The 23,634-nt window shown below is 71.0% G+C and carries 19 protein-coding genes, 1 tRNA gene and 1 pseudogene; 7 read left to right on the top strand and 14 right to left on the bottom strand.

Annotated features, from left to right (window positions below):
• Positions 1–7: 7 nt before the first annotated feature.
• The 8 genes and pseudogenes from ACIRDU_RS20625 to ACIRDU_RS20590 all read right to left on the bottom strand — a co-directional run bounded on the left by ACIRDU_RS20625 (position 8) and on the right by ACIRDU_RS20590 (position 6,360).
• Positions 8–700 (bottom strand): LPXTG cell wall anchor domain-containing protein, encoded by a 693-nt coding sequence (locus ACIRDU_RS20625; RefSeq protein ID WP_403581442.1) that lies wholly within the window; start codon positions 698–700, stop codon positions 8–10.
• 137 nt (positions 701–837) lie between these two features.
• Positions 838–1,341, bottom strand: a complete 504-nt coding sequence (locus tag ACIRDU_RS20620) for a hypothetical protein (protein ID WP_403581440.1) — start codon at positions 1,339–1,341, stop codon at positions 838–840.
• 42 nt (positions 1,342–1,383) lie between these two features.
• Positions 1,384–1,986, bottom strand: coding sequence for an aminoacyl-tRNA hydrolase (gene pth / locus ACIRDU_RS20615; RefSeq protein ID WP_403581438.1), 603 nt, complete (start codon positions 1,984–1,986; stop codon positions 1,384–1,386).
• Between the two features lie 69 nt (positions 1,987–2,055).
• Positions 2,056–2,652 carry a 50S ribosomal protein L25/general stress protein Ctc gene (locus tag ACIRDU_RS20610; RefSeq protein WP_403581437.1) on the bottom strand — a complete coding sequence of 199 codons (597 nt, stop codon included), beginning with the start codon at positions 2,650–2,652 and terminating at the stop codon, positions 2,056–2,058.
• A gap of 165 nt (positions 2,653–2,817) precedes the next feature.
• Complete coding sequence (locus tag ACIRDU_RS20605; RefSeq protein ID WP_356658491.1) at positions 2,818–3,798, bottom strand: ribose-phosphate diphosphokinase; 981 nt, start codon at positions 3,796–3,798, stop codon at positions 2,818–2,820.
• Positions 3,799–3,933: 135 nt separating this feature from the next.
• Positions 3,934–5,382: a bifunctional UDP-N-acetylglucosamine diphosphorylase/glucosamine-1-phosphate N-acetyltransferase GlmU gene (glmU, locus tag ACIRDU_RS20600; protein ID WP_403581435.1), complete on the bottom strand. Its 1,449-nt coding sequence runs from the start codon at positions 5,380–5,382 to the stop codon at positions 3,934–3,936.
• 132 nt (positions 5,383–5,514) lie between these two features.
• A tRNA-Gln gene (locus tag ACIRDU_RS20595) sits at positions 5,515–5,585 on the bottom strand.
• Positions 5,586–5,596: 11 nt separating this feature from the next.
• Positions 5,597–6,360: pseudogene (locus ACIRDU_RS20590) on the bottom strand (hypothetical protein).
• A gap of 168 nt (positions 6,361–6,528) precedes the next feature.
• On the opposite strand from ACIRDU_RS20590, the gene ACIRDU_RS20585 reads away from it, so the two are divergent.
• Complete coding sequence (locus ACIRDU_RS20585; RefSeq protein WP_403581433.1) at positions 6,529–7,827, top strand: sensor histidine kinase; 1,299 nt, start codon at positions 6,529–6,531, stop codon at positions 7,825–7,827.
• 24 nt (positions 7,828–7,851) lie between these two features.
• Here the strand turns inward: ACIRDU_RS20585 and ACIRDU_RS20580 are convergent, their stop codons facing one another.
• Positions 7,852–8,346 (bottom strand): SUKH-3 domain-containing protein, encoded by a 495-nt coding sequence (locus ACIRDU_RS20580; protein ID WP_403581431.1) that lies wholly within the window; start codon positions 8,344–8,346, stop codon positions 7,852–7,854.
• Positions 8,347–8,452: 106 nt separating this feature from the next.
• Positions 8,453–9,046 carry a YwqJ-related putative deaminase gene (locus ACIRDU_RS20575; RefSeq protein ID WP_403581430.1) on the bottom strand — a complete coding sequence of 198 codons (594 nt, stop codon included), beginning with the start codon at positions 9,044–9,046 and terminating at the stop codon, positions 8,453–8,455.
• Between the two features lie 378 nt (positions 9,047–9,424).
• On the opposite strand from ACIRDU_RS20575, the gene ACIRDU_RS20570 reads away from it, so the two are divergent.
• The 4 genes from ACIRDU_RS20570 to ACIRDU_RS20555 all read left to right on the top strand — a co-directional run bounded on the left by ACIRDU_RS20570 (position 9,425) and on the right by ACIRDU_RS20555 (position 15,117).
• Positions 9,425–10,429, top strand: coding sequence for an SMI1/KNR4 family protein (locus ACIRDU_RS20570; RefSeq protein WP_403581428.1), 1,005 nt, complete (start codon positions 9,425–9,427; stop codon positions 10,427–10,429).
• An 8-nt stretch (positions 10,430–10,437) separates the two neighbouring features.
• Entirely contained in the window at positions 10,438–13,455 is a 3,018-nt protein-coding gene (locus tag ACIRDU_RS20565; protein ID WP_403581427.1) for an SUKH-4 family immunity protein, read from the top strand.
• Positions 13,456–13,624: 169 nt separating this feature from the next.
• Positions 13,625–14,086 (top strand): carboxymuconolactone decarboxylase family protein, encoded by a 462-nt coding sequence (locus ACIRDU_RS20560; RefSeq protein ID WP_403581425.1) that lies wholly within the window; start codon positions 13,625–13,627, stop codon positions 14,084–14,086.
• 143 nt (positions 14,087–14,229) lie between these two features.
• Positions 14,230–15,117 carry a cellulose-binding protein gene (locus ACIRDU_RS20555; protein ID WP_403581423.1) on the top strand — a complete coding sequence of 296 codons (888 nt, stop codon included), beginning with the start codon at positions 14,230–14,232 and terminating at the stop codon, positions 15,115–15,117.
• A gap of 167 nt (positions 15,118–15,284) precedes the next feature.
• On the opposite strand, the gene ACIRDU_RS20550 is transcribed toward ACIRDU_RS20555, so the two are convergent.
• The 4 genes from ACIRDU_RS20550 to ACIRDU_RS20535 form a co-directional block, all read right to left on the bottom strand.
• Complete coding sequence (locus ACIRDU_RS20550; protein ID WP_403581422.1) at positions 15,285–16,898, bottom strand: cation acetate symporter; 1,614 nt, start codon at positions 16,896–16,898, stop codon at positions 15,285–15,287.
• Complete coding sequence (locus ACIRDU_RS20545) at positions 16,895–17,344, bottom strand: DUF485 domain-containing protein (protein ID WP_403581420.1); 450 nt, start codon at positions 17,342–17,344, stop codon at positions 16,895–16,897. Before ACIRDU_RS20545 ends, ACIRDU_RS20550 begins: the two co-directional genes overlap by 4 nt.
• Before the next feature lie 166 nt (positions 17,345–17,510).
• Positions 17,511–18,008 (bottom strand): GNAT family N-acetyltransferase, encoded by a 498-nt coding sequence (locus ACIRDU_RS20540; RefSeq protein WP_403581418.1) that lies wholly within the window; start codon positions 18,006–18,008, stop codon positions 17,511–17,513.
• 20 nt (positions 18,009–18,028) lie between these two features.
• Positions 18,029–19,519 carry an MFS transporter gene (locus ACIRDU_RS20535; protein ID WP_403581417.1) on the bottom strand — a complete coding sequence of 497 codons (1,491 nt, stop codon included), beginning with the start codon at positions 19,517–19,519 and terminating at the stop codon, positions 18,029–18,031.
• Positions 19,520–19,991: 472 nt separating this feature from the next.
• Between ACIRDU_RS20535 and ACIRDU_RS20530 the strand changes: the two genes are divergently transcribed.
• Together ACIRDU_RS20530 and ACIRDU_RS20525 are read left to right on the top strand one after the other, a co-directional pair.
• On the top strand, positions 19,992–20,780 hold the full coding sequence (locus tag ACIRDU_RS20530) for an ABC transporter ATP-binding protein (protein ID WP_403581415.1): 789 nt from the start codon (positions 19,992–19,994) through the stop codon (positions 20,778–20,780).
• Positions 20,777–23,356 carry an ABC transporter permease gene (locus ACIRDU_RS20525; protein ID WP_403581413.1) on the top strand — a complete coding sequence of 860 codons (2,580 nt, stop codon included), beginning with the start codon at positions 20,777–20,779 and terminating at the stop codon, positions 23,354–23,356. Before ACIRDU_RS20530 ends, ACIRDU_RS20525 begins: the two co-directional genes overlap by 4 nt.
• The last annotated feature ends 278 nt before the right edge of the window (positions 23,357–23,634 follow it).

Here is a 23,634-nt window from a genome sequence, read left to right as displayed (position 1 = left end):
TCGTACGTCAGCCGCGGCCGGTCCGCCGGCGCCGGACCACCAGGTAACCGCCCGCCGCCACCAGCGCCGCCGCGACACCCGACAGCACACCCACCGGGGCCCCATTGCCCGTCTCGGCAAGGTCACCGTCCGTACCGCCCTGCGGGGACGGCGACACGGACGCCGGCACACCACCGCCGGCCGACGAACTCGGGGACGCCGACGCACCCGGCTCACCCGACGGCTCCTGCGACACCCCCGGCGAAGGCGACGCGGACGCCGACCCGGACGGCGTCGCACCACCCGGCTCCTGCTCGTCCTCACAGTCCGTCCAGAACACCTTGTGCTTGGCGGAGCCCTTCTCACCCTCGAAGTTCCAGAACAGCTTGTAGTGCCCGTCGGGCAGCGACAGGTCCTCGCTGCGGCCGTGCCCCTGGGCATCCAGCGTCAGCGCACCGGACTCCACCGTCTCCCCCTTGTTCTCACTCGGGGGGATCGCGTCGATGTGCCAGTCGACCTGCTGACCGCCGTCGAAACCGAAGGCATCCAGATAGAACGTGCACACATGCGGCTCGTTACGGCGCAGTTCCTCGCCCGTCGAGGCGTCATGGATCTTCACCGTGCCGTTGTCGCCGGGAGGACTGGCCTGGGCGGCCGGAGCGAGCAGAAGGACCGCGGAAGCGGCGGCGCAGACAGCGCCGAGGCGAGAGAGGTTTCGCATGGGGAGGTAGTCCATCTTCGAGAAGAGACCGGGAAGATGTGGAGGGGGCGGCTCAGCTTCCAGCCTCGTCCGCCGGCACGTCAATCACGAACACACAACGCTCGCCCCTCCACAGAAGGACACAACGCCCCAACCCCTCAGACGGTCACGAACGCGGCCGTCAGCAACGCCACCCCCGACAACGCCAGCACCCACGCCGCCCGCGTCCGCAGCAGACCACCCGCCACCACGACCGACGCCAGCAACAGCGCACCACCCAGCGGAATCCACGCGTACAACACCCCCGCCGGACCGGACCGCACCGCGTCATCACCGCCGGGCTTCAACACCACCGAGTAGGTCCGGCCCTTCTCCACCGCGACCGACTTCTCCAGCACCACCCGCGACCGCGGCTGCGAACCCTCCGACAACGGCGTGTACCGGCCCGAGCACGTGTGCGGCCCACACCGCGTCACATCGACCGTGCCCCGCTCCCGGCCCTTCGTCAGCATCACGTGCTGCGCCGTACCCCACGACGCCCACACACCCGCGATCAGAATCAGCACCGCGACCGTACCCATCGCCGCGAACCGCCCGAACCGCAGCACGGCGGCCGAAGCCTGGGACGAGGAGGTGGCGTGGGCAGGCATGGCCGGGATCATTGGCCATGCCTGAACGGCCCGTCAACCTCGCCGCGTGACAAGTCAGGAGTTGTACGTGCTTTGCGCCCGCTCCAGCCCCTCGATCACCAAAGACTCCACCGCGTCCGCCGCCCGGTCCACGAAGTAGTCCAACTCCTTGCGCTCCGCCGACGAAAAGTCCTTCAGCACGAAATCCGCCACCGGCATCCGCCCCGGCGGCCGCCCGATCCCGAACCGCACCCGGTGATAGTCCGACCCGAACGCCTTCGTCATCGACTTCAACCCGTTGTGCCCGTTGTCGCCCCCACCGAGCTTCAGCCGCAACACCCCGTAGTCGATGTCCAACTCGTCATGAATCGCCACCACATGAGCCACCGGCACCTTGTAGAAATCCCGCAGCGCGTTCACCGGCCCGCCCGACAGATTCATGTACGACATCGGCTTCGCCAGAACCACCCGCCGGTTCAACGGCCCCGGCGGCCCGATCCGGCCCTCCACGACCTGCGCCTGCGCCCGCCCGGCCCGCTTGAACCTGCCCCCGACCCGGTCCGCCAGCAGATCGGCCACCATGAAACCCACGTTGTGCCGGTTGCCCGCGTACTCCGGCCCCGGATTGCCCAGCCCCACGATCAGCCAGGGAGCGGCGGCATCGGTCGTCACGTCCATGTCTCCTTCATACGCGTCGGCCGCTGCCCCGCACGGGAACAGCGGCCGACGAAACGACGACGAAGAGGATCAGGCCTCGGCGGCCTCTCCCTCAGCGGCCTCCTCGCCCTCCGGGGCCTCCTCGGCCTGCGCGGCCAGGACCTGAAGGACGACGGTGTCACCCTCGACGGCCAGCGTCGTGCCCTTCGGCAGCGGGATGTCCTTGGCGAGGATGGAGTCACCGGCCGTCAGACCCTCGACGGAGACGGTCACGGACTCCGGGATGTGCGTGGCCTCGGCCTCGACCGGCAGCGCGTTCAGCACGTGCTCCAGCAGGTTGCCGCCCGGGGCCAGCTCACCCTCGGTGTGGACGTAGATCTCGACGTTGACCTGCTCGCCCCGCTTGACCAGCTGCAGGTCCACGTGCTCCAGGAAACCCTTCAGCGGGTCACGCTGCACCGACTTCGGAATCGCCAGCTCGTTCGTCTTGCCGTCGATGTCCAGCGCGATCAGCACGTTCGGCGTACGCAGCGCCATCAGCAGGTCGTGACCCGGCAGGGTCAGGTGCACCGGGTCCGAACCGTGCCCGTACAGAACACCCGGAACCTTGTCTTCACGACGGATACGGCGCGCGGCACCCTTGCCGAACTCGGTGCGCGTCGCGGCGGAGATCTTCACCTCGGACATAGTCACTCCTCGAAATCAGAACGGACGTGGTCACCCGGCCACGAACGGCCTGCTACGAAGAGCGCGTCGATAACGGACAACCGCATCCCCAAAACGGGAACGGCCTCCCTCGCCGAGCAACTGAAACAGTCTACTCGGCGAGGGAGGCCACGCCCAAAACGATCTCTACTGCTCGTCGAACAGGCTCGTCACCGAACCGTCCTCGAACACCTCACGCACCGCCCTCGCGATCGTCGGCGCGATCGACAGCACCGAGATCTTGTCCATGTCACCGCTCAGCTCACCCGGCGTCGGCAGCGTGTTCGTGAACACGAACTCACTCACCCGAGAGTTCTTCAGGCGGTCGCTCGCGGGGCCCGACAGCACACCGTGCGTCGCCGTCACGATCACGTCCTCCGCGCCGTGCGCGAACAACGCGTCAGCCGCGGCACAGATCGTCCCACCCGTGTCGATCATGTCGTCCACCAGGACACACACGCGACCCTTCACCTCACCCACGACCTCGTGGACGGTGACCTGGTTCGCGACGTCCTTGTCACGCCGCTTGTGCACGATCGCCAGCGGCGCACCCAGCCGGTCGCACCAGCGGTCCGCCACCCGCACCCGGCCCGCGTCCGGCGACACGACCGTCAGCTTCTCCCGGTCCACCTTCCGGCCCACGTAGTCCGCCAGCAGCGGCAGCGCGAACAGGTGGTCCACCGGACCGTCGAAGAAGCCCTGGATCTGGTCCGTGTGCAGATCCACGGTCAGGATCCGGTCCGCACCCGCGGTCTTCATCATGTCCGCGATCAGACGCGCCGAGATCGGTTCACGTCCACGGTGCTTCTTGTCCTGCCGCGCGTAACCGTAGAACGGCACGATGACCGTGATGGAGCGGGCCGACGCACGCTTCAGCGCGTCGATCATGATCAACTGCTCCATGATCCACTTGTTGATCGGAGCCGTGTGGCTCTGGATCAGGAAACAGTCGGCACCACGCGCCGACTCCTGATAACGCACATAGATCTCACCGTTGGCGAAGTCGAAGGCCTTCGTCGGGACAACCCCGACACCCAGCTGTTGGGCGACCTCCTCCGCAAGCTCGGGGTGGGCGCGGCCGGAGAAGAACATCAACTTCTTCTCGCCGGTCGTCTTGATCCCGGTCACAGCACTGTCTCCTCAGAGGTGTCGCAGCTGGGTGTCGAGAGACCTCGCAGCCGGCTTGCCGGAGGCCGTCTCAGCTGGTGGGGGTGCGGGTGTGCACTTATCACCGTACGCCGTGTTTCAGGCATCGGTTTCCGGTCAGCCCTCGCCGGCCGACTCCCGGGAGGCCGCCTCCGCCGCCTTCGCGGCCGCGCTCCCCGGACGCTTCCGAGCCACCCAACCCTCGATATTCCGCTGCTGACCACGGGCCACGGCCAGCGAACCCGGCGGCACATCCTTCGTGATCACGGACCCCGCAGCGGTGTACGCACCGTCCCCCACCGTGACAGGCGCCACAAACATGTTGTCCGAGCCCGTCCGGCAGTGCGAACCGATGGTCGTGTGGTGCTTCTCCTGCCCGTCGTAGTTCACGAACACGCTCGCGGCACCGATGTTGGTCTGGTCCCCGATCGTCGCGTCACCCACGTAGGAGAGGTGAGGCACCTTCGTCCCGTCACCGATCGACGCGTTCTTCGTCTCGACGTACGTCCCGATCTTGCCCTTCGCACCCAGCCGCGTCCCCGGACGCAGATAGGCGTACGGCCCCACGGTCGCGTCCGCCCCGACCTCCGCGCCCGCGGCCACGGTGTTGTCGACCCGCGCACGCGCACCCACGCGGGTGTCGGTCAGCCGGCAGTTGGGCCCGACCTCGGAACCCTCCGCCAGATGCGTCGTGCCGTGCAACTGCGTGCCCGGGTGGACGACGGCGTCCTGCTCGAACGTGACGGTGACGTCGATCCAGGTCGTCGCCGGATCGACGACGGTCACACCGCCGAGCATCGCCTCGGTCAGCAGCCGGTCGTTCAGGATCCGGCGGGCCTCCGACAGCTGCACACGGTTGTTGATCCCGGCGATCTCGCGATGGTCCCCGGCCACGGACGCCCCGACCCGGTGCCCGGCCTCCCGCAGGATCCCGAGCACATCGGTCAGGTACTCCTCGCCCTGGCTGTTGTCCGTCCGCACCTTCTTCAGCGCGTCCGCCAGCAACGGACCGTCGAACGCGAACACGCCCGAGTTGATCTCACGGATCGACCGCTGGGCGTCGGTGGCGTCCTTGTGCTCGACGATGGCGGTGACGGCTCCGGTGGCGTCGTCCCGGACGATCCGCCCGTACCCCGTCGCGTCCGGCACCTCGGCGGTCAGCACGGTGACCGCGTTGCCGTCGGCGGAATGCGTTTCGGCGAGGGCCCGCAGGGTGGCGCCGGTCAGCAGCGGAGTGTCCCCGCACACGACCACGACGGTCCCATCGACGGACCCGCCGAGCTCCTCCAGGCCCATCCGCACGGCGTGCCCGGTGCCGTTCTGCTCCGCCTGTACGGCGGTGCGGACGTCCGGGGCGATCTCGCCGAGATGGGCGGTGACCTTCTCACGGGCGTGGCCGACCACGACGACCAGGTGCTCGGGGTTCAGCTCGCCTGCGGCGGCGAGCACATGGCCGACGAGGCTGCGGCCGCAGAGCTCGTGCAGGACCTTGGGTGTGGCCGACTTCATACGGGTGCCCTCACCCGCTGCGAGAACGACGACGGCTGCCGGGCGGTTGGCGCTCACGGGATGCCCTTCGGCTGTGGATGGGGTGGGGTGACATCCGCAGGATACCGGGGGGTTTTGTGGGGGGCATGGGTGCGGGCCCTGACTGAGGTTGCCAGTCAGGACCCGAACCGAGCTGGTGTCTGTTGTGAGCTCCCGGAGAAGGATTCGAACCCTCATTCAACGGACCAAAACCGTTTGTCCTACCCTTAGACGATCCGGGATGGAATGCGCGCTATGCCCGATTCTGTTGATCGGCCTTGCGTGCGGACTCCACTATGCCGCACCAGGAGCCTTCGATGCGACGGTACAGATCGGCACCCTTCAGGACTTTGATGACCAGGCAACCCCGATAGGAATCGCCGATGTTCTTGCGGCGGGTCTTCGGGTTGTGCTTCTTCAAAGTCGTCTTGTAGAAGGCGGTCTCGGGGGCGTCGACGAGGTCGGCCCAGTAGCTCTCGGCGCCCGCCACGTCGGCCGACTCGTGGATCATCACGGTGAACCGGAGTCGGTCCCGCTCCACGCCCAGCAGGTCCAGCCAGGCCAGGAACACCTCGATCACCCCCGGGTCGCTGTTGACGAAGCAGACGTTCTCGCGGCGGTCGTACGGCTTGTCCTTGCCGCCCTCCGCCCAGTAGAGGCCGACGCCCAGGAGGAACAGCTCGCGCGGCGACAGCACGCCGACCGCCTTCTCGGCCGCCGCCTTGGTCTGCTGCCGCTCTTCGTCCCGTAGGCGCATGGTGGCTTCCCAGCCGCGCCTCGCGATCGCTGACGCCTCCTCGGGGGTTCGCTTGCGCTCCGGCTTCGGCAGGTCTCGCACCCATAGGGAGATCGAACTCTTCGAGCATCCCAGCTCGACCTCGATCTGGTCGTACGTCCAGCCCTGGAGCCGGAGCGTCGGTCGCGGATCTGGCGTCGGCTGAGCCCCTGTCGGCGCAGCGCCACCGCCCTCTCCCGCAGCCCCTCGAAGTCCGCGTACTTGCCAGGTGCATGTGTCATACGCATACCGTCCGGGCGGAATGGCGGGTTCCGGGATCGAACGGTGAGCGATTCAGCAGTTCGAGGGATATCGGGTGGTTTCGCAGCCGAACGGTCACCCAGTGTGGTGTAGGCCAGTCCGGGAAACTCACCGGAAAACCGGCGGGGGCCGCCCGTAGGCTGGGAGGCATGACCGCGACGGGGGAAGACCATGTGACGGCCCGGGGAGGGCCGTGGTGGTGGGCCAGGCGGCGTAGTGCCGTGTTCGATGTGAGTCTGGCCGTGGTGTCCGCGCTGGAGTGCGCGCTGGAGGGGATGCCGTTCGCGAGGGAGGCCGGGATCCCGGTGGCGGCGGGGGTCGTCTTCGGGCTGCTGGCCGGTTCCGTGCTGGTGGTGCGGCGGCGGTGGCCGATCGCCGTGGTGCTGGTCTCGATCGCCATCACGCCCGCCGAGATGGGCTTCCTCATGGGCGTCGTCGGCCTGTACACGCTGGCCGCGGCCGAGATGCCCCGGCGGATCATCGCCTCGCTGGCGGGGATGTCGCTGGTGGGGACGCTGATCGTGACGTTCGTGAAGACGCGGCAGGACATGTCCCGGGGGGACCTGGACATAGGGGACTGGTTCGTGCCCTTCGCGGCGATCACGATGTCGCTGGGCTTCACGGCGCCTCCGGTGCTGCTCGGTCTGTATGTGGGGGCGCGGCGGCGGCTGATGGAGAGCCTGCGGGAGCGGGCGGACAGTCTGGAGCGGGAGCTTCAGTTGCTCGCGGAGCGGGCGGAGGAGCGGGCCGAGTGGGCCCGGAGCGAGGAGCGGACGCGGATCGCGCGGGAGATGCACGATGTCGTCGCGCATCGGGTGAGTCTGATGGTGGTGCATGCCGCTGCGTTGCAGGCGGTGGCCCGCAAGGATCCGGAGAAGGCTGTCAGGAATGCCGCTTTGGTGGGGGACATGGGGCGGCAGGCGCTGACGGAGTTGCGGGAGATGCTCGGGGTGCTGCGCAGCGGTGGGGACGGGCGGCGTGAGCGTGCGGCGTCGGTGCCGTTGGTGGCGGTGGGGGTGGCCGCTGCTGCGGCGGCTTCGCGGGCGGCGGATGACGAGGGGCCGTCTCTGGCGGAGATCGAGGAGTTGGTGGGGCAGTCGGCTGCCGCGGGGATGGTGGTGGCGCTGTCGGTGGAGGGGGATGTCCGGTCGTATGCGCCCGCGGTGGAGCAGACGGCGTATCGGGTGGTGCAGGAGGCGTTGACGAACGTCCACAAGCATGCGGCCGGGGCGAAGACGTATGTGCGGTTGGCGCACCGGGTGTCGGAGATCGCGATGCAGGTGGAGAACGAGCCGCCTGAGGAGGCGGCGTCGTCGGCGCGGTTGCCGTCCGGGGGGAACGGGCTGGTGGGGATGAAGGAGCGGGTGTCGGCGCTGGGTGGGGTGTTCGTGTCCGGGCCGACGGATGCGGGGGGTTTCCGGGTGTCGGCGGTGATTCCGGCGTCGTAGCCCGCTGCGGGGTGGGGTTCGTGGTCAGCCTGTGGTGAGGCGTACGGGTTCGGTGCCGGCGACGAGGGTGGCGAGGGCCTGGTCGATGTCGGGGCCGAGGTACCAGTCGCCGGTGTGGTCGAGGGCGTAGACGCGGCCGTCGGTGTCGATGGCGAGGAGGGCCTGGCTGTCGGTTTCGGCGCCGAGGGGGCAGACGTCGGTGCCGAGGGCGCGGCCGAGGTCGCCGAGGGTGCGGGCCATGTGGAGGCCGTGCAGCGGGTCGAGGTGGAGGTGGGCGGGGGCGACCTGGCGGCCGGGGCCGGTGGGGGTGATGTGGAGTCCGCCGAATTCGGCCCAGGCCTCGACGGCGGCGGGGAAGACGGTGTGGCGGTGGCCTGCGGGGGAGGTGTGGTCGCGCAGTGCGTCGGCCCAGATCTCGGCTTGTTTGATGTCCCAGCGTCCGGGTTGCCAGCCGGCGGCGCGCAGGGCGGCGTCGACGGGTACGGCGAAGCGGGTGGTGGAGGTGCGGTCGGTGTGCATCTGCCCTTCGTCTCGTCGAGGTCATGGGTGGTGTGCGGGGCGCGCCGGGGTGGTCGGTGCGGTGGGGTGGGGGTGTGGCGTCAGCTGTTCGGGGACTTCGGGTCGGCTATGACTGCGGGTCGACTATGCGGACGCCGAAGTGGGCGCTGAGCGCGGTGCAGGCGCGGCAGGGGGTGGCGAAGCTGCCGTGGAGGGGGTCGCCGTCCTCGCGGATGCGTCGGGCGGTGAGTTTGGCCTGCTTGAGGGCTTTGCGGGCCTCGCCGTTGGTCATGGGTTTGCGGGCGGCGCGTTTGCTGCGGGCGGTGTCGGCGGCGGCGATGTGGCGGGAGATGAGGATGGTTTCGGCGCAGCGGCCGGTGAAGCGGTCGCGTTGGGCGCTGGTGAGGGTGTCCAGGAAGTCCTGGACGAGGGGGTGCAGGGCGGGGGGTGTGTCGCCGCGGGCGGCGGTGCCGGTGAGGGTGGTGCCGCGGACGGAGAGGGCGGCGGCGATGGTGGGGAGGATGCCGTCGCGGCGGTGGAGGAGGGTGGGGGTGTGGGTCGTTTCGGTGGCGCTCCAGCCGATGCGGGGGTCGCCGGTCCGCGGGTCGCCGTTTCGCGGGTCGCCGGCCAGGGGGCCGGTGTCGCGGGTGCCGCCTCGGGGGTCGCCGTTTCGTGGGTCGGCGGACCTGCCGGTGTGTGGTCCCGTCTGCGTCGCGTTCATGATCGTCTTCCCCTCCGTGCATCCCCCCGGGGGTCACAGACTGCCAAATGCCGTGGCTGCTGCGGAAGCTGGGGCGTGGCGACACGCCCGGAGCGGGGGGTGCCGTCACGGTGGGGTGACGGCTGGTCACGGAAGCGGAGGGGGTGCCGGCCGGTGCCGGTGACCGGTGTCGTCGTACCGCATAGGCTGTCGGCACCGCGGGCGATGCGGTGATCCGTTCGGAGATCGATGCCGTGAACCGGAGGGGGATCCGTGAGGGTCGGCGCGTGCGGTGAAGTGCAGAGAAGTCGAGACAGAAGACGTGACAGTCGATACGGGTCGTAGTGCGCCAAGGGTGGTCAATACGGGTCGTACAGAGTGCCGCAGGGGGCAACCGCCATGACGACAGGTCGGCTCGGGCAGCAAGCCGCGCCGCCGAACGCGGCCTACTCCGGGCAGGTCGTGCATTTCCCGGATCCGGTCCGGGCGGCCCGTCACCCGAGAGGGGTACGGGTCGACGAGCGTGGTTACCCCGACTTCTCGGCCTACGCGCGTGCGGCCGCGGAGATCGCGGAGCCGCCTGAGGGCTTCGGTGTCGACGAGTTGCGGCTGACGGACTACGTGTCGGCGAACACGGCGTTGTCGGCGTCCGGGCACGAGCTGTGGGACACGGTGCCGGCGGTGGCGACGCCGCACGGCTGGACGTGGCACCACGTGGTGGGCACGCGGCGGCTGGAGCTGGTCCCGGTCGAGGTGAAGGCGCTGCTGCGGCATCACGGGGGCGTGGCGACTTCGGGCGTGGACCACTCCAAGCGGGGCACGCGGCCGCTTCAGGAGACGCGTCCGGCGCACTTCGGTCTGCCGAAGTCGGGTGTCGCGGTGACCGAGTCGCAGGTGCAGGGCGTGGAGGAGGACCTCGGCTACCGGTTGCCGGGTGCGTACCGGTCGTTTTTGAAGGCGGCGGGTGGTTGTGCGCCGGTGGGTGCCGCGCTGGACGCGGAGCTGGGGCTGCTGGTGGACCAGCCGTTCTTCACGGTGCGCGACGAGGCGGCGGTCAATGACCTCGTGTACGTGAACAAGTGTCTGCGTGACCATCTGACCAAGGACTATCTGGGGATCTCCTTCGTCCAGGGCGGGTTGCTCGCCGTGAAGGTGAAGGGCGAGCGGATCGGTTCGGTGTGGTTCTGCGCGTACGACGACGCGCGGGACGTGGATCCCTCGGTGCCGCCGGCGGAGCGGGTGGAGCGGTTGTTGCTGCCGTGCGGGGACGACTTCGACGTCTTCCTGTCGCGGCTGGCGGGCGATCCGCCGGAGTTGGAGACGGTGGCGAATCTGATGGTGGACGGCGGGTTCGCGCGTGTGGTGCCGGTGGGCGCGGTGTCGTCCTCGGCCGTGGGGGAGTGACGTCAGCGATGGTGACCTTCGCGCAGGCGCAGGAGCGCGCGGAAGAGTGGATCAACGGGGACCTGCCGTCGTACCAGCATCGTGAGGTGCGGGTGCGGGAGTTCGACCTCGGGTTCGTGGTGTGGGCCGAGGACCGGGCGGACGGGCCGCGGTCGGACGGCGGCGCGCAGCGGCTGGTGATCGCGCGGGACAGCGGCGAGGCGACGTTGTGGCCGGGGCTGCCGGTGGGTGAGGTGATCCGCCGGTACGAGGAGGAGTACGGCCGTCCGGACGCGGTGGACGAGCCGGCACCGGCGGCGCCTGCCGCGCGGGTGGATCTGAATCAGACGTCGTTCCTGCTGACTCCGCCGGAGTGGTTGCAGGATGCGGCGGACAAGCTGGGGATTCCGGATCGGCGGGGTGCGGGGGCCGGTGAGGCGGGTTCGGCTTCTGCGGCTGCTGCCGATGGTCCGGCATCTGCTGGTGGTTCCGCGTCCGGTGTTGGTTCCGCGACTGCTGGTGGTCCCGCTTCCGGTTCTGCTTCCGGTGCCTCGGCCGGGGGCGTGGCGACTCCCGCGCAGGGGGCGCCCGTCGCGCCGGGGAGTGGTGCGGCCTGGCCGGCCGCCGGGGGGAGTGACCCGGAGACGGGCGACGTCTCGGCCACCGACTCCGGTGCTTCCGCCGCGCCGGGTGTGCCCGCGGGGGCGACGCCCTGGGCCGGTACGGACACCAACGGCGATGCGGGTGACGACCGTTCCGTGCCGCTGCCCGCGACGGTCTTCGCGCCGCCGCTGAGCGAGGCCGACGGTGACACGCCGCCGTCGACGACGCCCGACGCCAAGACGGCCCTGATGTCGGGCGGCAGTCGGCTTCCGCCGACGGCGGTGACGCCGGCGGTGGACGGTCCGGACGCCCCGGGCTCCGGTCCCGCGGGCGGCCCGGGGTACGGCTACCCCTCGGGGCCGGCCACCGCGCCCGGCGTGCCGGGGACGCCGCCCGGCGGGGTGCCGCAGGGCAGCACGCCTCCGCCTGTGCCGGGCGGCCGGCCGTACGGCTATCCGCAGGGAACGGGTGGCGGTCCCGCCGGTCCTGTAGGTGTGCCGCAGCCGCCGGCCGGCCCGGGTGTGCCGGAGCGGCCGCTCGCGCCGAACGCCGGGGACATCGCCGACGCCGCGACCAGCAAGGCGGCTCCGCCGCCGGGCCGTGGGCGGAATGCGGGTCCGACCACGCCGCCCCCGCCGGGCGCCCCGGGTGCGCCGGGCACGCGGCCGGGCAGCACGCCCCCGCCGTCGGGGCCCGGAGCTCCGGGGACTCCGGCGGGCGGCTACGTGCCTACGCAGTTTGTGTCGGCGCTTGGTCCTGAGGGGCCGGGCGGCACGGGAGGGCCGGGTTCCGAGGGGCCCGGTGGCCCCGGCGGTGCCGGGGGCCCTGCGGGGGCCGGGTCTGCGCAGGGTCCGGGTGCGCCGCTGCCTCCGCAGCAGCCTCCGGGTGCCCCTGCCCCGCATGCGCCCGGCGCGCCGCAGCCACCCGGCCCGCCTGGTGCGCCGCAGCCCCCGGGCGCCCCTGGTGGTACGCCTCCGGGCGGTGTCCACCATGCCGCGACGATGCTTGCCGACCCCGGCCGGATGGGCCCGGGTGCGCCTCAGCCCCCGCAGCCGCCGGGGCCTCCGGGAGCGCCTGGCGCTCACCATCCGCCCGGTCCGCCGCAGCCGCCGGGTGCTCCGCATGTGCCCGGCGCGCCGCAGCCGCCCGGTGCCCCTGGCGCGCCCGGTGCCCCGGGTGCTCCTGGCGGCCCGGGTCCCGTGCATCACGCGGAGACCGTGCTGGCCGGGCCTCCGCCGGGTGGCCCCGGCGTGCCTCCGCCGCCGCAGGCCCCCGGCGCACCTCCCGCCGCGCCGGGCGCCCCTGGCGTGCCCGGTGCGCACCCGCCCCTGCCGCATGGCGCGGTGCCGGGTGGCATGCCGCCGGGTGGGATGCCGCCGGGTGGCATGCCCCCGGGTGCGATGCCGCCGCCCGGTCAGCCCGTCCCCGGGCAGCCGCCGGCGTACGGCTATCCGCAGCAGCCCACTGGGCAGCCGACGGTCGGACCCGGCTACCAGGCCGTGCTGCGCTACCGCGCGCAGGACGGTTCAGAGCAGCAGCTGATCCGGCGTTCGGCGCCGGGTACGCCGCACCCGGAGTGGCAGATCTTCCACGAGCTGCGGGCCATGAACGTGCCCCCGGACCAGGTGCTGGAGCTGCACACCGAGCTGGAGTCGTGCGAGCTGCCGGGCGCGTACTGCGCCCGGATGATCCGGGAGCAGTGGCCGCAGGCGCGGATCACGAGCATCGCGCCGTACGGCACGGACCACGCGAGCCGGCAGCAGGGTATGCAGCAGCTGCTGGCCCACCAGGGCGAGTTGCACCAGGTCGCGGACGGCCCGGCGCGTCCGGCTCCGGTGCGCGCTCCGCTGCCGCCGGTGCATGCGGCGCCGCCGATCCCGCCGGAGGCCATCGGGCAGGAGCTGGGGGCCGCGTTCGGGCCGGGGGTGTTCCGGTTCGAGCAGGCCGCCGTGTCGCGGCAGGGTGTGCCGCCGTTGGTGGCGCACACGCTGGTGGCGGCCGGACTGCCGATGGACATGGGCCCGTTCTTCTGGGCGCAGGCGCAGCCGGGGCGGCCCGTTCCGACGCTGGCGGAGCTGGCGGCCGAGCGCGGTGTGCAGCCGGCCTCGGACGCGGGTTCCTACCTGGTGATGGGCAGCGACTTCGGCAAGGCGATCTGCGTGCAGTACGGCACGGCGAACATCGTCGCCGTACCGGTGGAGGCCGGGCCCGGCGGGGCGCCCGTGCCGCCGCAGTTCGTGAACACCGGGCTGCCGGAGTTCGCGCGCTGCCTGGCGCTGCTCGGGCGGATGTGGCGGCTGCGGTTCGGGCTGAACCAGGAGCAGGCGGGCCGCTGGACCGTCGACTTCCAGGCCCAGTTGGCCGCGCTCGACCCGGCGGCGCTGGGGTCGCCGGAGAGCTGGTGGTCGGTGCTGCTGGAGCAGATGTGGGACGGACTGCTGTGACGCCTCGCCGCTGACGTGCCGCAAGGAGCCGGGTTCGGTCGCTCGCAGACCGGGCCCGGCTTCTTCGTGCCCGGGCCGAAAAGAAATCCGGGCCGGGCTGTCACATCTCCTGCCGCCGCTCCGTCAGTGCGGTGACAGTGACGCACCGCCGACACAGGAGGCAGAGATCATGCAGGCACGGATGACGAACCCGGCGTATGTCCTTTCCGGCGCGATGAAGGGCATCGGCACCCTCTTCCAGGCGATCGGGGAGGGCGGCCTGGCGCAGGACGTCGCGGAGATCGCCGGGCTGCGCGCCAGCCAGATCAACGGCTGCGGGGCCTGTGTGCACGGGCACGTCGACAACCTCCGCAAGGCCGGAGCGAGCGAGGAGCGCATCGCGGCCGTCGCCGCCTGGCGGCACGCGCCCTTCTTCTCGGACGCCGAGCGCGCCGCGCTGAAGCTGACGGAGGCGATGACGCGGCTGTCCGACCTCTCGGGGGAGTCGGTGCCGGACGTGCTGTGGGACGAGGTGGCCGACCACTTCGACGAGAAGGAACTCTCCGCGCTCATCCTGACCATCGCGGTCACCAACATGTTCAACCGCATCAACACGACCATCCAGGAGCCCGCGGGCACCACGTGGGGCTGACGGCCGTACGGCCAGGTCGAGGGCCCGTGACCGCTGTGCGGAGTGTCGCGTTATGAACACTTCCGTCTGATCCACCAAGATGTGCGCTGAATCATCCCATTTCTGGCGCGACTTGACGTCTTGTGTGGTGGAGAGGGGTCCGGATGAGCAGCGCGACGGTGTCACCGCACGGCTTCACGGCCGTGCGGGGGCGCGGCTACCGTCCCGAGCAGGTCGACGAGTACGCCGAGGCCCTCTCCGCGGATCGGGACGCGGCCTGGGAGAGGGCTGCCCGGCTGACGGTGCTCGCCCGGCGGATGGACGAGGAACTGGAGCTCCTGCGCGAGGCCGTGGCGCGGCTGGCCCCGCAGACCTACGAGACGCTCGGGGAACGGGCGCGGCGGCTCCTCGAACTCGGCGAGGAGGAGGCCGAGGCCCTGCGGGAGGGGGCGCGGCGGGAGGCGCGGCAACTCGTGGACGGGGCGCGGGCGTCCGCGGCCGGCGTGCGCGAGTCCGCGCAGGCGCACGCCGATGCGGTACGCGCCGACGCGGACGAACGCGCCCGGCAGCGGCTGCTCGCGGCCCGCGCCGAGGCCGACGAGATCCGGGGCGAGGCCCGGCGCGAGGCGCAGGAGCGGCGGGGCGAGGCAGGGGACGCGTTGCGGGAGATGAGGCAGCGGACCTCCGCGATGCTGGCCGAGCAGGACAAGGAACGCGCCGAGCGGTGGGCGGAGACGGAGCGGGAGGAGGGCGCCCGGCTGGCGGTGCTGGACGCGCACCACACGGAGGCGCAGACGCGTGCCGAGGAAGTGCTGTCCGATGCCGAGCAGGCCTTCGCCGACGCCGAGGACACCGCCTGCGACCTGGAGGAAGAGGCCCAGGCCCGTGCGGCGGAACTGGTGGCCCGGGCGCGGGAACACGCCGAGAGCGTGGAGGCGGAGACCAACCGGCTGCTCCGCGAACACGCCGAGCAGCGAGAGGATGCCCTGGCCCACATCGACCGCGTCCACGCCAGCCTGACGGACTGGGCGGGGCAGGCGGCGGCGGAGTGACGCCGTCGGCCCCGCCGGCCGTACTTCTGCCCGAGTCAGTCCCCGGACCCGCTCGTGCCACAGCCAGCCAGCCAGTCGGTCAGTCGGCCTGACGTGTCTGCCGCCGCCCCGCCCGCCCGGCGGCACGGCAAGCCGCCCTCGGCTGCCGTGCCGTCCCGAACTCCGGGTCACTGGTCCCTGCGTACCGCGCCTGCCAGGATCCAGCCCTCCACCGCCTCGTACTGGTGGCGTTGCTCCTCCGACTTGCTGCGGCCGGAGGCCACCGTGCCCAGCCAGCCGCAGGCGAAGCCCAGGGGTATGGAGAGCAGGCCCGTGGTGGTGAACGGGAACCAGTTGAAGTCGGCCTCGGGGAAGGCCGAGACGGGCGAGCCGGAGACCAGATTGGTGCCGGGCATCAGCAGCAGCACGGCCAGTGAGCCGCCGATGAGCGTGCTGAGCAGGCCCGTTCGCGTGAAGCGGCGCCAGAACAGGCTGTAGACCAGCGCGGGTGCGATGGCCGAGGCGCCCAGGCAGAAGGACAGCGTCACCAGCGGCTGCAGGCTGCGGTGCTGGACCTGGGTGGCCAGGAGTATCGCGGGAATGCCCACGGCCAGCGCCGACAGCCGGGCCACGGTCATCTCGCGGCGCGGCGACATCTCCTGCACGCGGGCCGCGAACACGTCGTGCGCGAGGGAGTTGGCGCAGGCCAGGATCATGCCGGCGACGGAGGCGAGCAGCGTGAGGAAGACCGCCGTGGTGACGGTCGTGAACAGGAACGTCTCCGCCGACGACACGTCCGCCCCGAACGCAGCCTGAGAGCCCAGCAGATACGCCGTGTTGCCCTGCGGGTCGACCTGCGCGATCAGCTCCCGCCCGACCAGCGCGGTCGCGCCGAAGCCGACGACCGTGATGACCAGCACGAACAGGGCCACGCCCGACACCGCCCAGGACATCGAACGCCGCACCTGCCGGGCGCTGGAGGCGGTGTACATGCGCATGGTGACGTGCGGCAGGACGCCACCGCCGAGCACTACCGTCAGTTGCGCGGTGATCATGTCCAGGTCGGGGCTGGGGCCGCCCGCGAACTGGAGTCCCGAGGAGAGGAACGCCGAGCCGACACCGCTGTTCGCCGCGGCCGCGTCGAAGAGGGCTCCCGGGTCCCAGTCGAACCGGTTCAGGATCAGCACCGAGACCACCATGCCGGAGCCGAGCAGCATCACGATCTTCAGGATCTGGATGAGGGCGGTGCCCTTCATCCCGCCGATCGCCGCGTAGCTGATCATCAGCGCGCCCACGCCGATGATGCAGCCCGTCTGCAGCGACTCGCCGGAGAAGCCGAGGATGAACGCCATCAGCTGCCCGGTGCCCGCCAACTGGACCAGCATCAGCGGCACCAGCGCCGCCAGGGTGACCGCGCAGGCCGCGATACGGACAGCGCGCCCCGGCATCCGGCGGGTCAGCGCGTCGCCCATGGTGAACCGGCCCGCGTTGCGCAGCGGTTCGGCCAGCAGGAACATCAGCAGCATCAGCGACAGGGCCGTGCTCAGCGCCAGCACGATTCCGTCGTAGCCGAACAGCGCGATGACGCCGCCGGTGCCCAGGACGGTCGCGGCGGAGATGTAGTCGCCGGCGATGGCCAGGCCGTTGCGCATGGGGGACAGGGAGCTGTAGCCGGTGTAGAACTCGTCCAGGTCGTCCCGGTCCGGTCCCGTCATCACGCACAGCAGCAGTGTGATCGTGGCGACGGCGGAGAAGCCGACCAGGGACATCGCCTGGGCGTTGCCGCTGAACTCGGTGGTCACCGGGCACCCTCCCGCTTCGCGTCCAGCTCGGCCTGCTTGCGTATCCGGTCCGCGATCGGGTCGACGCGGCGGCGGGCCGTCTGCTCGTACAGGGCGATCGCCAGCCACGTCACGGGGACCTGGATGAGCGCGAGCAGCAGGCCGGTGGGCAGGCCGTCGGTGACGCTGCTCGTCATGAACGACGGCGCGAACGCCGACAGGATCAGGAACAGGACGAAGTAGCCGAGCGCCGTGAGCGTGGCCACGCGCCGCTGCCAGCGGTAGGCGCTGCGCAGGAGCCGCAGGTCGCTGTGGTGTCCGAGCGCGGCGTGGCGCTGGGGACGCCGTCCGGCCGGTTCGGGCGCCTGCTGTGGTGCCCAGGGGTAGGTGTCGTACGTGTACGTGTCGTAGGACGGGGACGAATCGGGTGGTCGGTACGGGTGGGACGGGGACGGGTCGTAGGACATCCCGGTGCTCCTTGCGAGGGTGGGATCCGGTGCGGCGGACCGCAGGGAGGTGGGGGGTGGGAGCCACGCACGCTACTTCGGAGTAGGGGTCCGGCGCGAGGGTTTCCGCAAACTGGTCGGTCGGTATGCGCTTACCTTCCCGACCTCGGGCGTTACCCGCGTTAACTCAGATTTTTGCGAGGTGCCGTCGCTCGTAGCGGACGCCCGGCCGTCCGTCCACCGTCGTGTTCTCCACCCACGTGAAGCCGCTGCGCGCCAGGACCCTCATGGAGGCGGGGTTGTCCAGGGTCGTGACCGCGGTGAGGGACGTCAGGCCGTAGTCGGCGGCAGCCAGCCGGCACACTTCCGCGACGGCTGCCGTCGCCACGCCCCGGCCGGCGGCGTGTTCGCCGATGCGGTAGCCGAGTTCGGCGCTGCCGTCCGTCACATCGACGAGGTTCACCCGGCCGATCAGGTCGCCGTCCTCCCCGAGGACTACATGGAAGTGGCACACGCGCGCGTGCTGCTCGTCGAGGAGCGCCCGGTGGCGTGCGGCGAACCCCGCCGCCGTGAAGTAGGCGTCTCCGCGGTCCGGCACCGTGCGCGCGAAGTACGCCCGGTTCTCCCGCTCGAAGGCCAGCAGCGCGTCCGCGTGATCCGCCCGGAGGAGTTCCAGAGTCACCATGGGCGGGAGGATACGGACGCTCAGTCCTGGAGCACCGGGAATTTCCGGGGCGCCAGGAACAGCAGCACCAGGAACGCCAGTGCCGCCGCCCCCGCCGCGCCGAGATACACCGCGTGCACGGCGTCGGCGATCGCCCGCCGGGTGGCCTCCGGCGCGGTGCCCGAGTCGAGCGCCCGCGTCACCGAGTCCAGGTCGCCCCCGCCGAGCCGCGCGGCCAGCACCCCGTTGGCGACCGCGCCGAAAACCGCCGCGCCGATCGTCTGGCCGCTCTGGCGGCAGAACAGCACGGACGCGGTCGTCGTACCGCGCTCCGCCCATCCCACCGTCGACTGCACACCGACGATGAGCGGCAACTGGAACAGGCCCAGCGCGGCGCCGAGCAGCAGCATCAGCAGCGTCGGCTGCCACGCCTGCCCGGGGTAGGGCAGGAAGGGGAACGCGAAGAGGATCAGGGCGGCCGTGCCGATGCCGAGCATCGCCGTGTTGCGGAAGCCGATCCTGCGGTACACGTGCTGGCTCAGCGCCGCCGACACCGGCCAGCTCAACGTCCATACCGACAGCACGAATCCGGCGGCCACGGGCGCGAGACCCAGCACCGACTGGGCGTAGGCGGGCAGGAAGACCGACGGCGCGACCATCAGCAGGCCCAGCGCGCCCAGGGCCAGATTGACCGCGGCGATCGTGCGGCGCCGCCACACCCAGCCCGGGATGATCGGCTCCGCAGCCCGGCGCTCCACCAGCACCACGACCGCGACGAGGGCAAGTCCCGCGGCGAACAGGGCCAGTGACGGTACCGACAGCCACGGCCATGCCACCCCGCCCTGCACCAGGGCCGTGAGCAGGACCCCGCCGCAGGCGAACACCGCGAGCGCGCCCGCCCAGTCCACGCGCGCGTGCGCAGTGGCTTCCCGCTCCGGCTCGTGGAGGTGACGGACGATCAGCCACAGCGCGACCGCGCCGATCGGCAGGTTGATCAGGAAGATCCAGCGCCAGTCCGCGTACGCGGCCAGCATCCCGCCGAGACCGGGGCCGGCGACCGCGGACACCGCCCACACGGTGGACAGCTTCGACTGGATCCTGGGGCGGTCCTTCAGCGGGTACAGGTCGGCGGCGAGCGTCTGCACCGTGCCCTGGAGCGCGCCACCGCCCAGGCCCTGCACGACGCGGAAGGCGATGAGCGCCCCCATGTTCCAGGCCAGCGCGCACAGCAGGGACCCGAGGAGGAAGATCACCGAGCCCGCTATGAGCACCGGTTTGCGGCCGAAGGTGTCGGAGAGCTTGCCGTACACGGGCAGGGTGACGGTCACGGCCAGCAGATAGCCGGAGAACAGCCAGGAGAAGACGGAGAAGCCGCCGAGGTCCCCGACGATCTGCGGGACGGCGGTCGAGACGATGGTGGCGTCGAGGGCCGCCAGCGCCATGGAGAGCATCAGCGCCGCGACGACGGCTCCGCGCCGGCCGGCCGTTGCGGGACGTGCGGCCTCGCGTGCCGCGGAACTGGTGCCGCCCACCCCGGGTTCCTCCCCTTCGCCCCGGCCACCCCCTCGCCGAGGGTCCCGTCACTGTGTCTGTCCCTTGCACCTATCTGTCGCCGGACAGCTTCCCACTTGACCCTGACGTCGCGGGAGGGTGGAGCCTGAGTGGGCCGACGGGTGGAGCGAACCCTGAGACGGTCTCCACCCTTCGGTGGACTGCCCCTAGGGGTACCTCCGTACTACGACCTGGGGAGGGTTCGTACCGGCGGAGGACGAGACGGGGAGGGGCCTCTCCTTAACCTGGCTTTACGCCGCCGGGGGGCGGTTCCCACACCGGCGGGGGTGGGGTTTTCCACAGCAAAAGACTGCGCTGAACACCAGGGCGCAGGACCCTCCCCGCCGCGAGACTGAGACGCGTCGGACGGATCGCGTGGTCCGGCAAGCCGTACAGCGGCTGTCGACCAGGCGACCGCCTTCACCATCTGCTGACCGATATAGGAGACTTACCGTGACATCGGCTGTGACCATTCCCAGGCACGGGGGTACTGGAGGGCGTACGGCCGTTGCCGCGCGGGCGCGGCAGGTCGTGAAGGCGTACGGATCCGGTGAGACCCGTGTCGTCGCCCTCGATCACGTCGACGTGGACATCGCACGCGGCCAGTTCACCGCGATCATGGGCCCCTCGGGGTCCGGCAAGTCCACCCTCATGCACTGCCTGGCCGGGCTCGACACCGTGACGAGCGGCCAGATCTACCTCGACGAGACCGAGATCACCGGTCTGAAGGACAAGAAGCTCACGCGGCTGCGCCGGGACCGGATCGGGTTCATCTTCCAGGCGTTCAACCTGCTGCCGACGCTGAACGCGATAGAGAACATCACGCTGCCCATGGACATCGCGGGCCGCAAGCCCGACAAGGAGTGGCTGACGCGGGTCGTGGAGACGGTCGGGCTCGCCGACCGGCTCAAGCACCGGCCCACCCAGCTCTCCGGCGGCCAGCAGCAGCGTGTCGCCGTGGCGCGGGCGCTGGCGGCCCGGCCCGAGATCATCTTCGGGGACGAGCCGACCGGAAACCTCGACTCCCGCGCCGGCGCCGAGGTCCTCGGCTTCCTGCGCCGGTCCGTCGACGAGCTGGGCCAGACCATCGTGATGGTCACCCACGACCCGGTGGCCGCCAGTTACGCGGACCGCGTGCTGTACCTCGCCGACGGCCGCATCGTCGACGAGATGTTCAAGCCCACCGCGGAGGCCGTCCTCGACCGCATGAAGGACTTCGACGCCCGGGGGCGTACGTCATGACCGTCATGAAGACCTCGATGCGCAACTTCCTCGCGCACAAGGGGCGGATGGCGCTCTCCGCGATCGCCGTCCTGCTGTCGGTCGCTTTCGTCTGCGGCACGCTCGTCTTCACGGACACCATGTCCACCACCTTCGACAAGCTCTTCGCGGCCACCTCCTCCGACGTGACGGTGAGCGCCAAGGGCGCCTCCGACAGCGGTGAGACGACCGCGGACAACGGCAAGCCGCCGGTCATGCCGGCCTCCGTGCTGGGCGAGGTCCGCAAGGCACAGGGCGTGAAGTCCGCCGAGGGCGCGGTGTTCTCCACCTCGGTGACCGTCGTCGACGCCGACAAGGACAGCCTGTCGCCCTCCAGCGGCGCCCCGACCGTCGTCGGCAGCTGGAACGCCAACGAGGCCCGCACCATGAAGATCACCTCCGGTGCGGCTCCCGAGAGCGCCGACCAGATCATGGTCGACGCCGACACCGCCGACAAGCACGATCTGAAGCTCGGCGACGAGATCGGCGTGATCACCGCGGTCGGCACCCACAAGGCGAAGATCTCCGGCATCGCCGACTTCACCGTCACCAACCCCGGCGCCGCGATCTTCTACCTCGACACCCAGACCGCCCAGCAGGCCCTGGTCGGCGAGAGCGACGTCTACACCAACGTCAACGTCACCGCGGCCGCCGGCGTCAGCGACGCGCAGCTGAAGAAGAACGTCACGGCCGAACTCGGCGGCGCATTCCAGGTGCAGACGGCCAAGGAGACCGCCGACGCCAACCAGAAGGACGTCGAGGGCTTCATGAACGTCATGAAGTACGCGATGCTCGGCTTCGCCGGGATCGCCTTCCTCGTCGGCATCTTCCTGATCATCAACACCTTCTCCATGCTGGTCGCCCAGCGCACCCGGGAGATCGGCCTGATGCGGGCCATCGGCTCCTCCCGCAAGCAGGTCAACCGCTCCGTGCTGGCCGAAGCGCTGCTCCTCGGCGTCGTCGGCTCGGTGCTCGGCGTCGGCGCGGGCGTCGGCCTCGCCGTCGGCCTGATGAAGCTCATGGGCCAGATGGGCATGGAACTGTCCACCGACGACCTCACGGTGGCCTGGACGACCCCGGTGGTCGGCCTCGTCCTCGGCGTGATCGTCACCGTGCTGGCCGCCTACCTGCCCGCCCGGCGCGCCGGCAAGATCTCCCCGATGGCCGCACTGCGCGACGCGGGAGCCCCCGCCGACGCCAAGGCCGGCTGGATCCGCGCCGCGATCGGCACGGTCCTCACCGGTGCGGGCGTCTTCGCCCTGTACCTGGCCTCGGCGGCCGACAAGGCCACGGAGGGCTCGCTCTGGCTCGGCCTCGGCGTGGTGCTGTCGCTCATCGGCTTCGTCGTCATCGGCCCGCTGCTCGCCGGGGCGGTGGTCCGCGTCCTGGGCGCCGTCCTGCTCCGCATGTTCGGTCCCGTCGGCCGCATGGCCGAGCGCAACGCCCTGCGCAACCCGCGCCGCACCGGTGCGACCGGCGCCGCCCTGATGATCGGCCTCGCCCTGGTGGCGTGCCTGTCCGTGGTCGGCTCCTCCATGGTGGCGTCCGCCACCGACCAGCTCGACAAGACCGTCGGCACGGACTTCATCATCCAGTCCGACAGCGGCCAACTGGTCACCCCGCAGGCGGTCAAGGCCGTGAAGTCGTCGCCGGACCTGGCACGGGTGACCGAGTACAAGTGGACCAAGGCCGACTTCACCACCCCCGACGGCAAGACGCTCAAGGACACGGCGATCACGGCGGCCGACCCGTCGTACGCGACCGACCTGCGCACCGAGACGGTCGCCGGCAAGCTCCCCGACGCCTACAAGCCCGACTCGATGTCGGTCCACGAGAAGTTCGCCAAGGACCACGGCATCAGCCTCGGCTCCAAGATCAAGGTGGCCTTCAAGGACGGCTCCGCGGCCGACCTGACGGTCCGGGCGATCACCAGCAGCGACGTCGTGATCGACGCGGGCGCGATGTACACGTCCATCGCGACGATGGCCAAGTACGTCCCGGCCGACAAGATGCCGCTGGACTCGCTGGTCTTCGCCAGCGCCAAGGACGGGCAGCAGGACGCCGCCTACAAGTCCCTGAAGTCGGCCCTGCACGACTACCCGCAGTACACCGTGCGCGACCAGACCGACTACAAGGACGCCCTGAAGGACCAGATCGGCCAGCTGCTCAACATGATCTACGGCCTGCTGGCCCTGGCGATCATCGTCGCCATCCTGGGCGTGGTGAACACCCTGGCCCTGTCGGTCGTGGAGCGCACCCGGGAGATCGGCCTGATGCGGGCGATCGGCCTCTCCCGCCGCCAGCTGCGCCGCATGATCCGCATGGAGTCGGTCGTCATCGCCCTCTTCGGCGCCCTGCTCGGCCTCGGACTGGGCATGGGCTGGGGCGCCACGGCCCAGCAGCTGCTCGCCCTGGAGGGTCTGATGGTCCTGGACATCCCCTGGCCGACGATCATCGGCGTCTTCATCAGCTCGGCGTTCGTGGGCCTGTTCGCGGCCCTGATCCCGGCGTTCCGGGCGGGCCGGATGAACGTACTGAACGCGATCGCGACCGAGTAGCCGGCCGCTGCCGCCCAGGAACCACCGCACACGGGGGTTGCGGGGGACGGGCCCGCCCCGGAGGTTCACACCTCGGGGCGGGCCCATTGGCTGCCTCCGGCGGAATCTGCGGCGGTTCCCAGGGGGTGCGGCGATGTCTGCGGTGGGGTGGTCGGCAGCGGGGCCGCCGGCATGGGGGCCGTTGGCAGGGGGTGCGGCAATCGCCGGGCGGGTCGGCCGCAGGGCCGGTCGATCGCCGGGCCGGTCGCAGCAGGGTGGGCAGGCGCGGGTCGGCACCC

Origin of the sequence: Streptomyces sp. NPDC093598 (genome assembly GCF_044764825.1) — a bacterium.
Classification (GTDB): Bacteria; Actinomycetota; Actinomycetes; order Streptomycetales; family Streptomycetaceae; genus Streptomyces.
Note: the sequence above shows the minus strand (reverse complement) of the source record. Positions and strands in the feature narration are given on the sequence as shown.

Coding starts and splice junctions, on each gene's coding strand:
- ACIRDU_RS20625 (WP_403581442.1), bottom strand. CDS start 700: ATGCGAAACCTCTCTCGCCTCGGCGCTGTCTGCGCCGCCGCTTCCGCG.
- ACIRDU_RS20620 (WP_403581440.1), bottom strand. CDS start 1,341: ATGATCCCGGCCATGCCTGCCCACGCCACCTCCTCGTCCCAGGCTTCG.
- pth (WP_403581438.1), bottom strand. CDS start 1,986: ATGGACGTGACGACCGATGCCGCCGCTCCCTGGCTGATCGTGGGGCTG.
- ACIRDU_RS20610 (WP_403581437.1), bottom strand. CDS start 2,652: ATGTCCGAGGTGAAGATCTCCGCCGCGACGCGCACCGAGTTCGGCAAG.
- ACIRDU_RS20585 (WP_403581433.1), top strand. CDS start 6,529: ATGACCGCGACGGGGGAAGACCATGTGACGGCCCGGGGAGGGCCGTGG.
- ACIRDU_RS20580 (WP_403581431.1), bottom strand. CDS start 8,346: ATGCACACCGACCGCACCTCCACCACCCGCTTCGCCGTACCCGTCGAC.
- ACIRDU_RS20575 (WP_403581430.1), bottom strand. CDS start 9,046: ATGAACGCGACGCAGACGGGACCACACACCGGCAGGTCCGCCGACCCA.
- ACIRDU_RS20570 (WP_403581428.1), top strand. CDS start 9,425: ATGACGACAGGTCGGCTCGGGCAGCAAGCCGCGCCGCCGAACGCGGCC.
- ACIRDU_RS20565 (WP_403581427.1), top strand. CDS start 10,438: ATGGTGACCTTCGCGCAGGCGCAGGAGCGCGCGGAAGAGTGGATCAAC.
- ACIRDU_RS20560 (WP_403581425.1), top strand. CDS start 13,625: ATGCAGGCACGGATGACGAACCCGGCGTATGTCCTTTCCGGCGCGATG.
- ACIRDU_RS20555 (WP_403581423.1), top strand. CDS start 14,230: ATGAGCAGCGCGACGGTGTCACCGCACGGCTTCACGGCCGTGCGGGGG.
- ACIRDU_RS20545 (WP_403581420.1), bottom strand. CDS start 17,344: ATGTCCTACGACCCGTCCCCGTCCCACCCGTACCGACCACCCGATTCG.
- ACIRDU_RS20540 (WP_403581418.1), bottom strand. CDS start 18,008: ATGGTGACTCTGGAACTCCTCCGGGCGGATCACGCGGACGCGCTGCTG.
- ACIRDU_RS20525 (WP_403581413.1), top strand. CDS start 20,777: ATGACCGTCATGAAGACCTCGATGCGCAACTTCCTCGCGCACAAGGGG.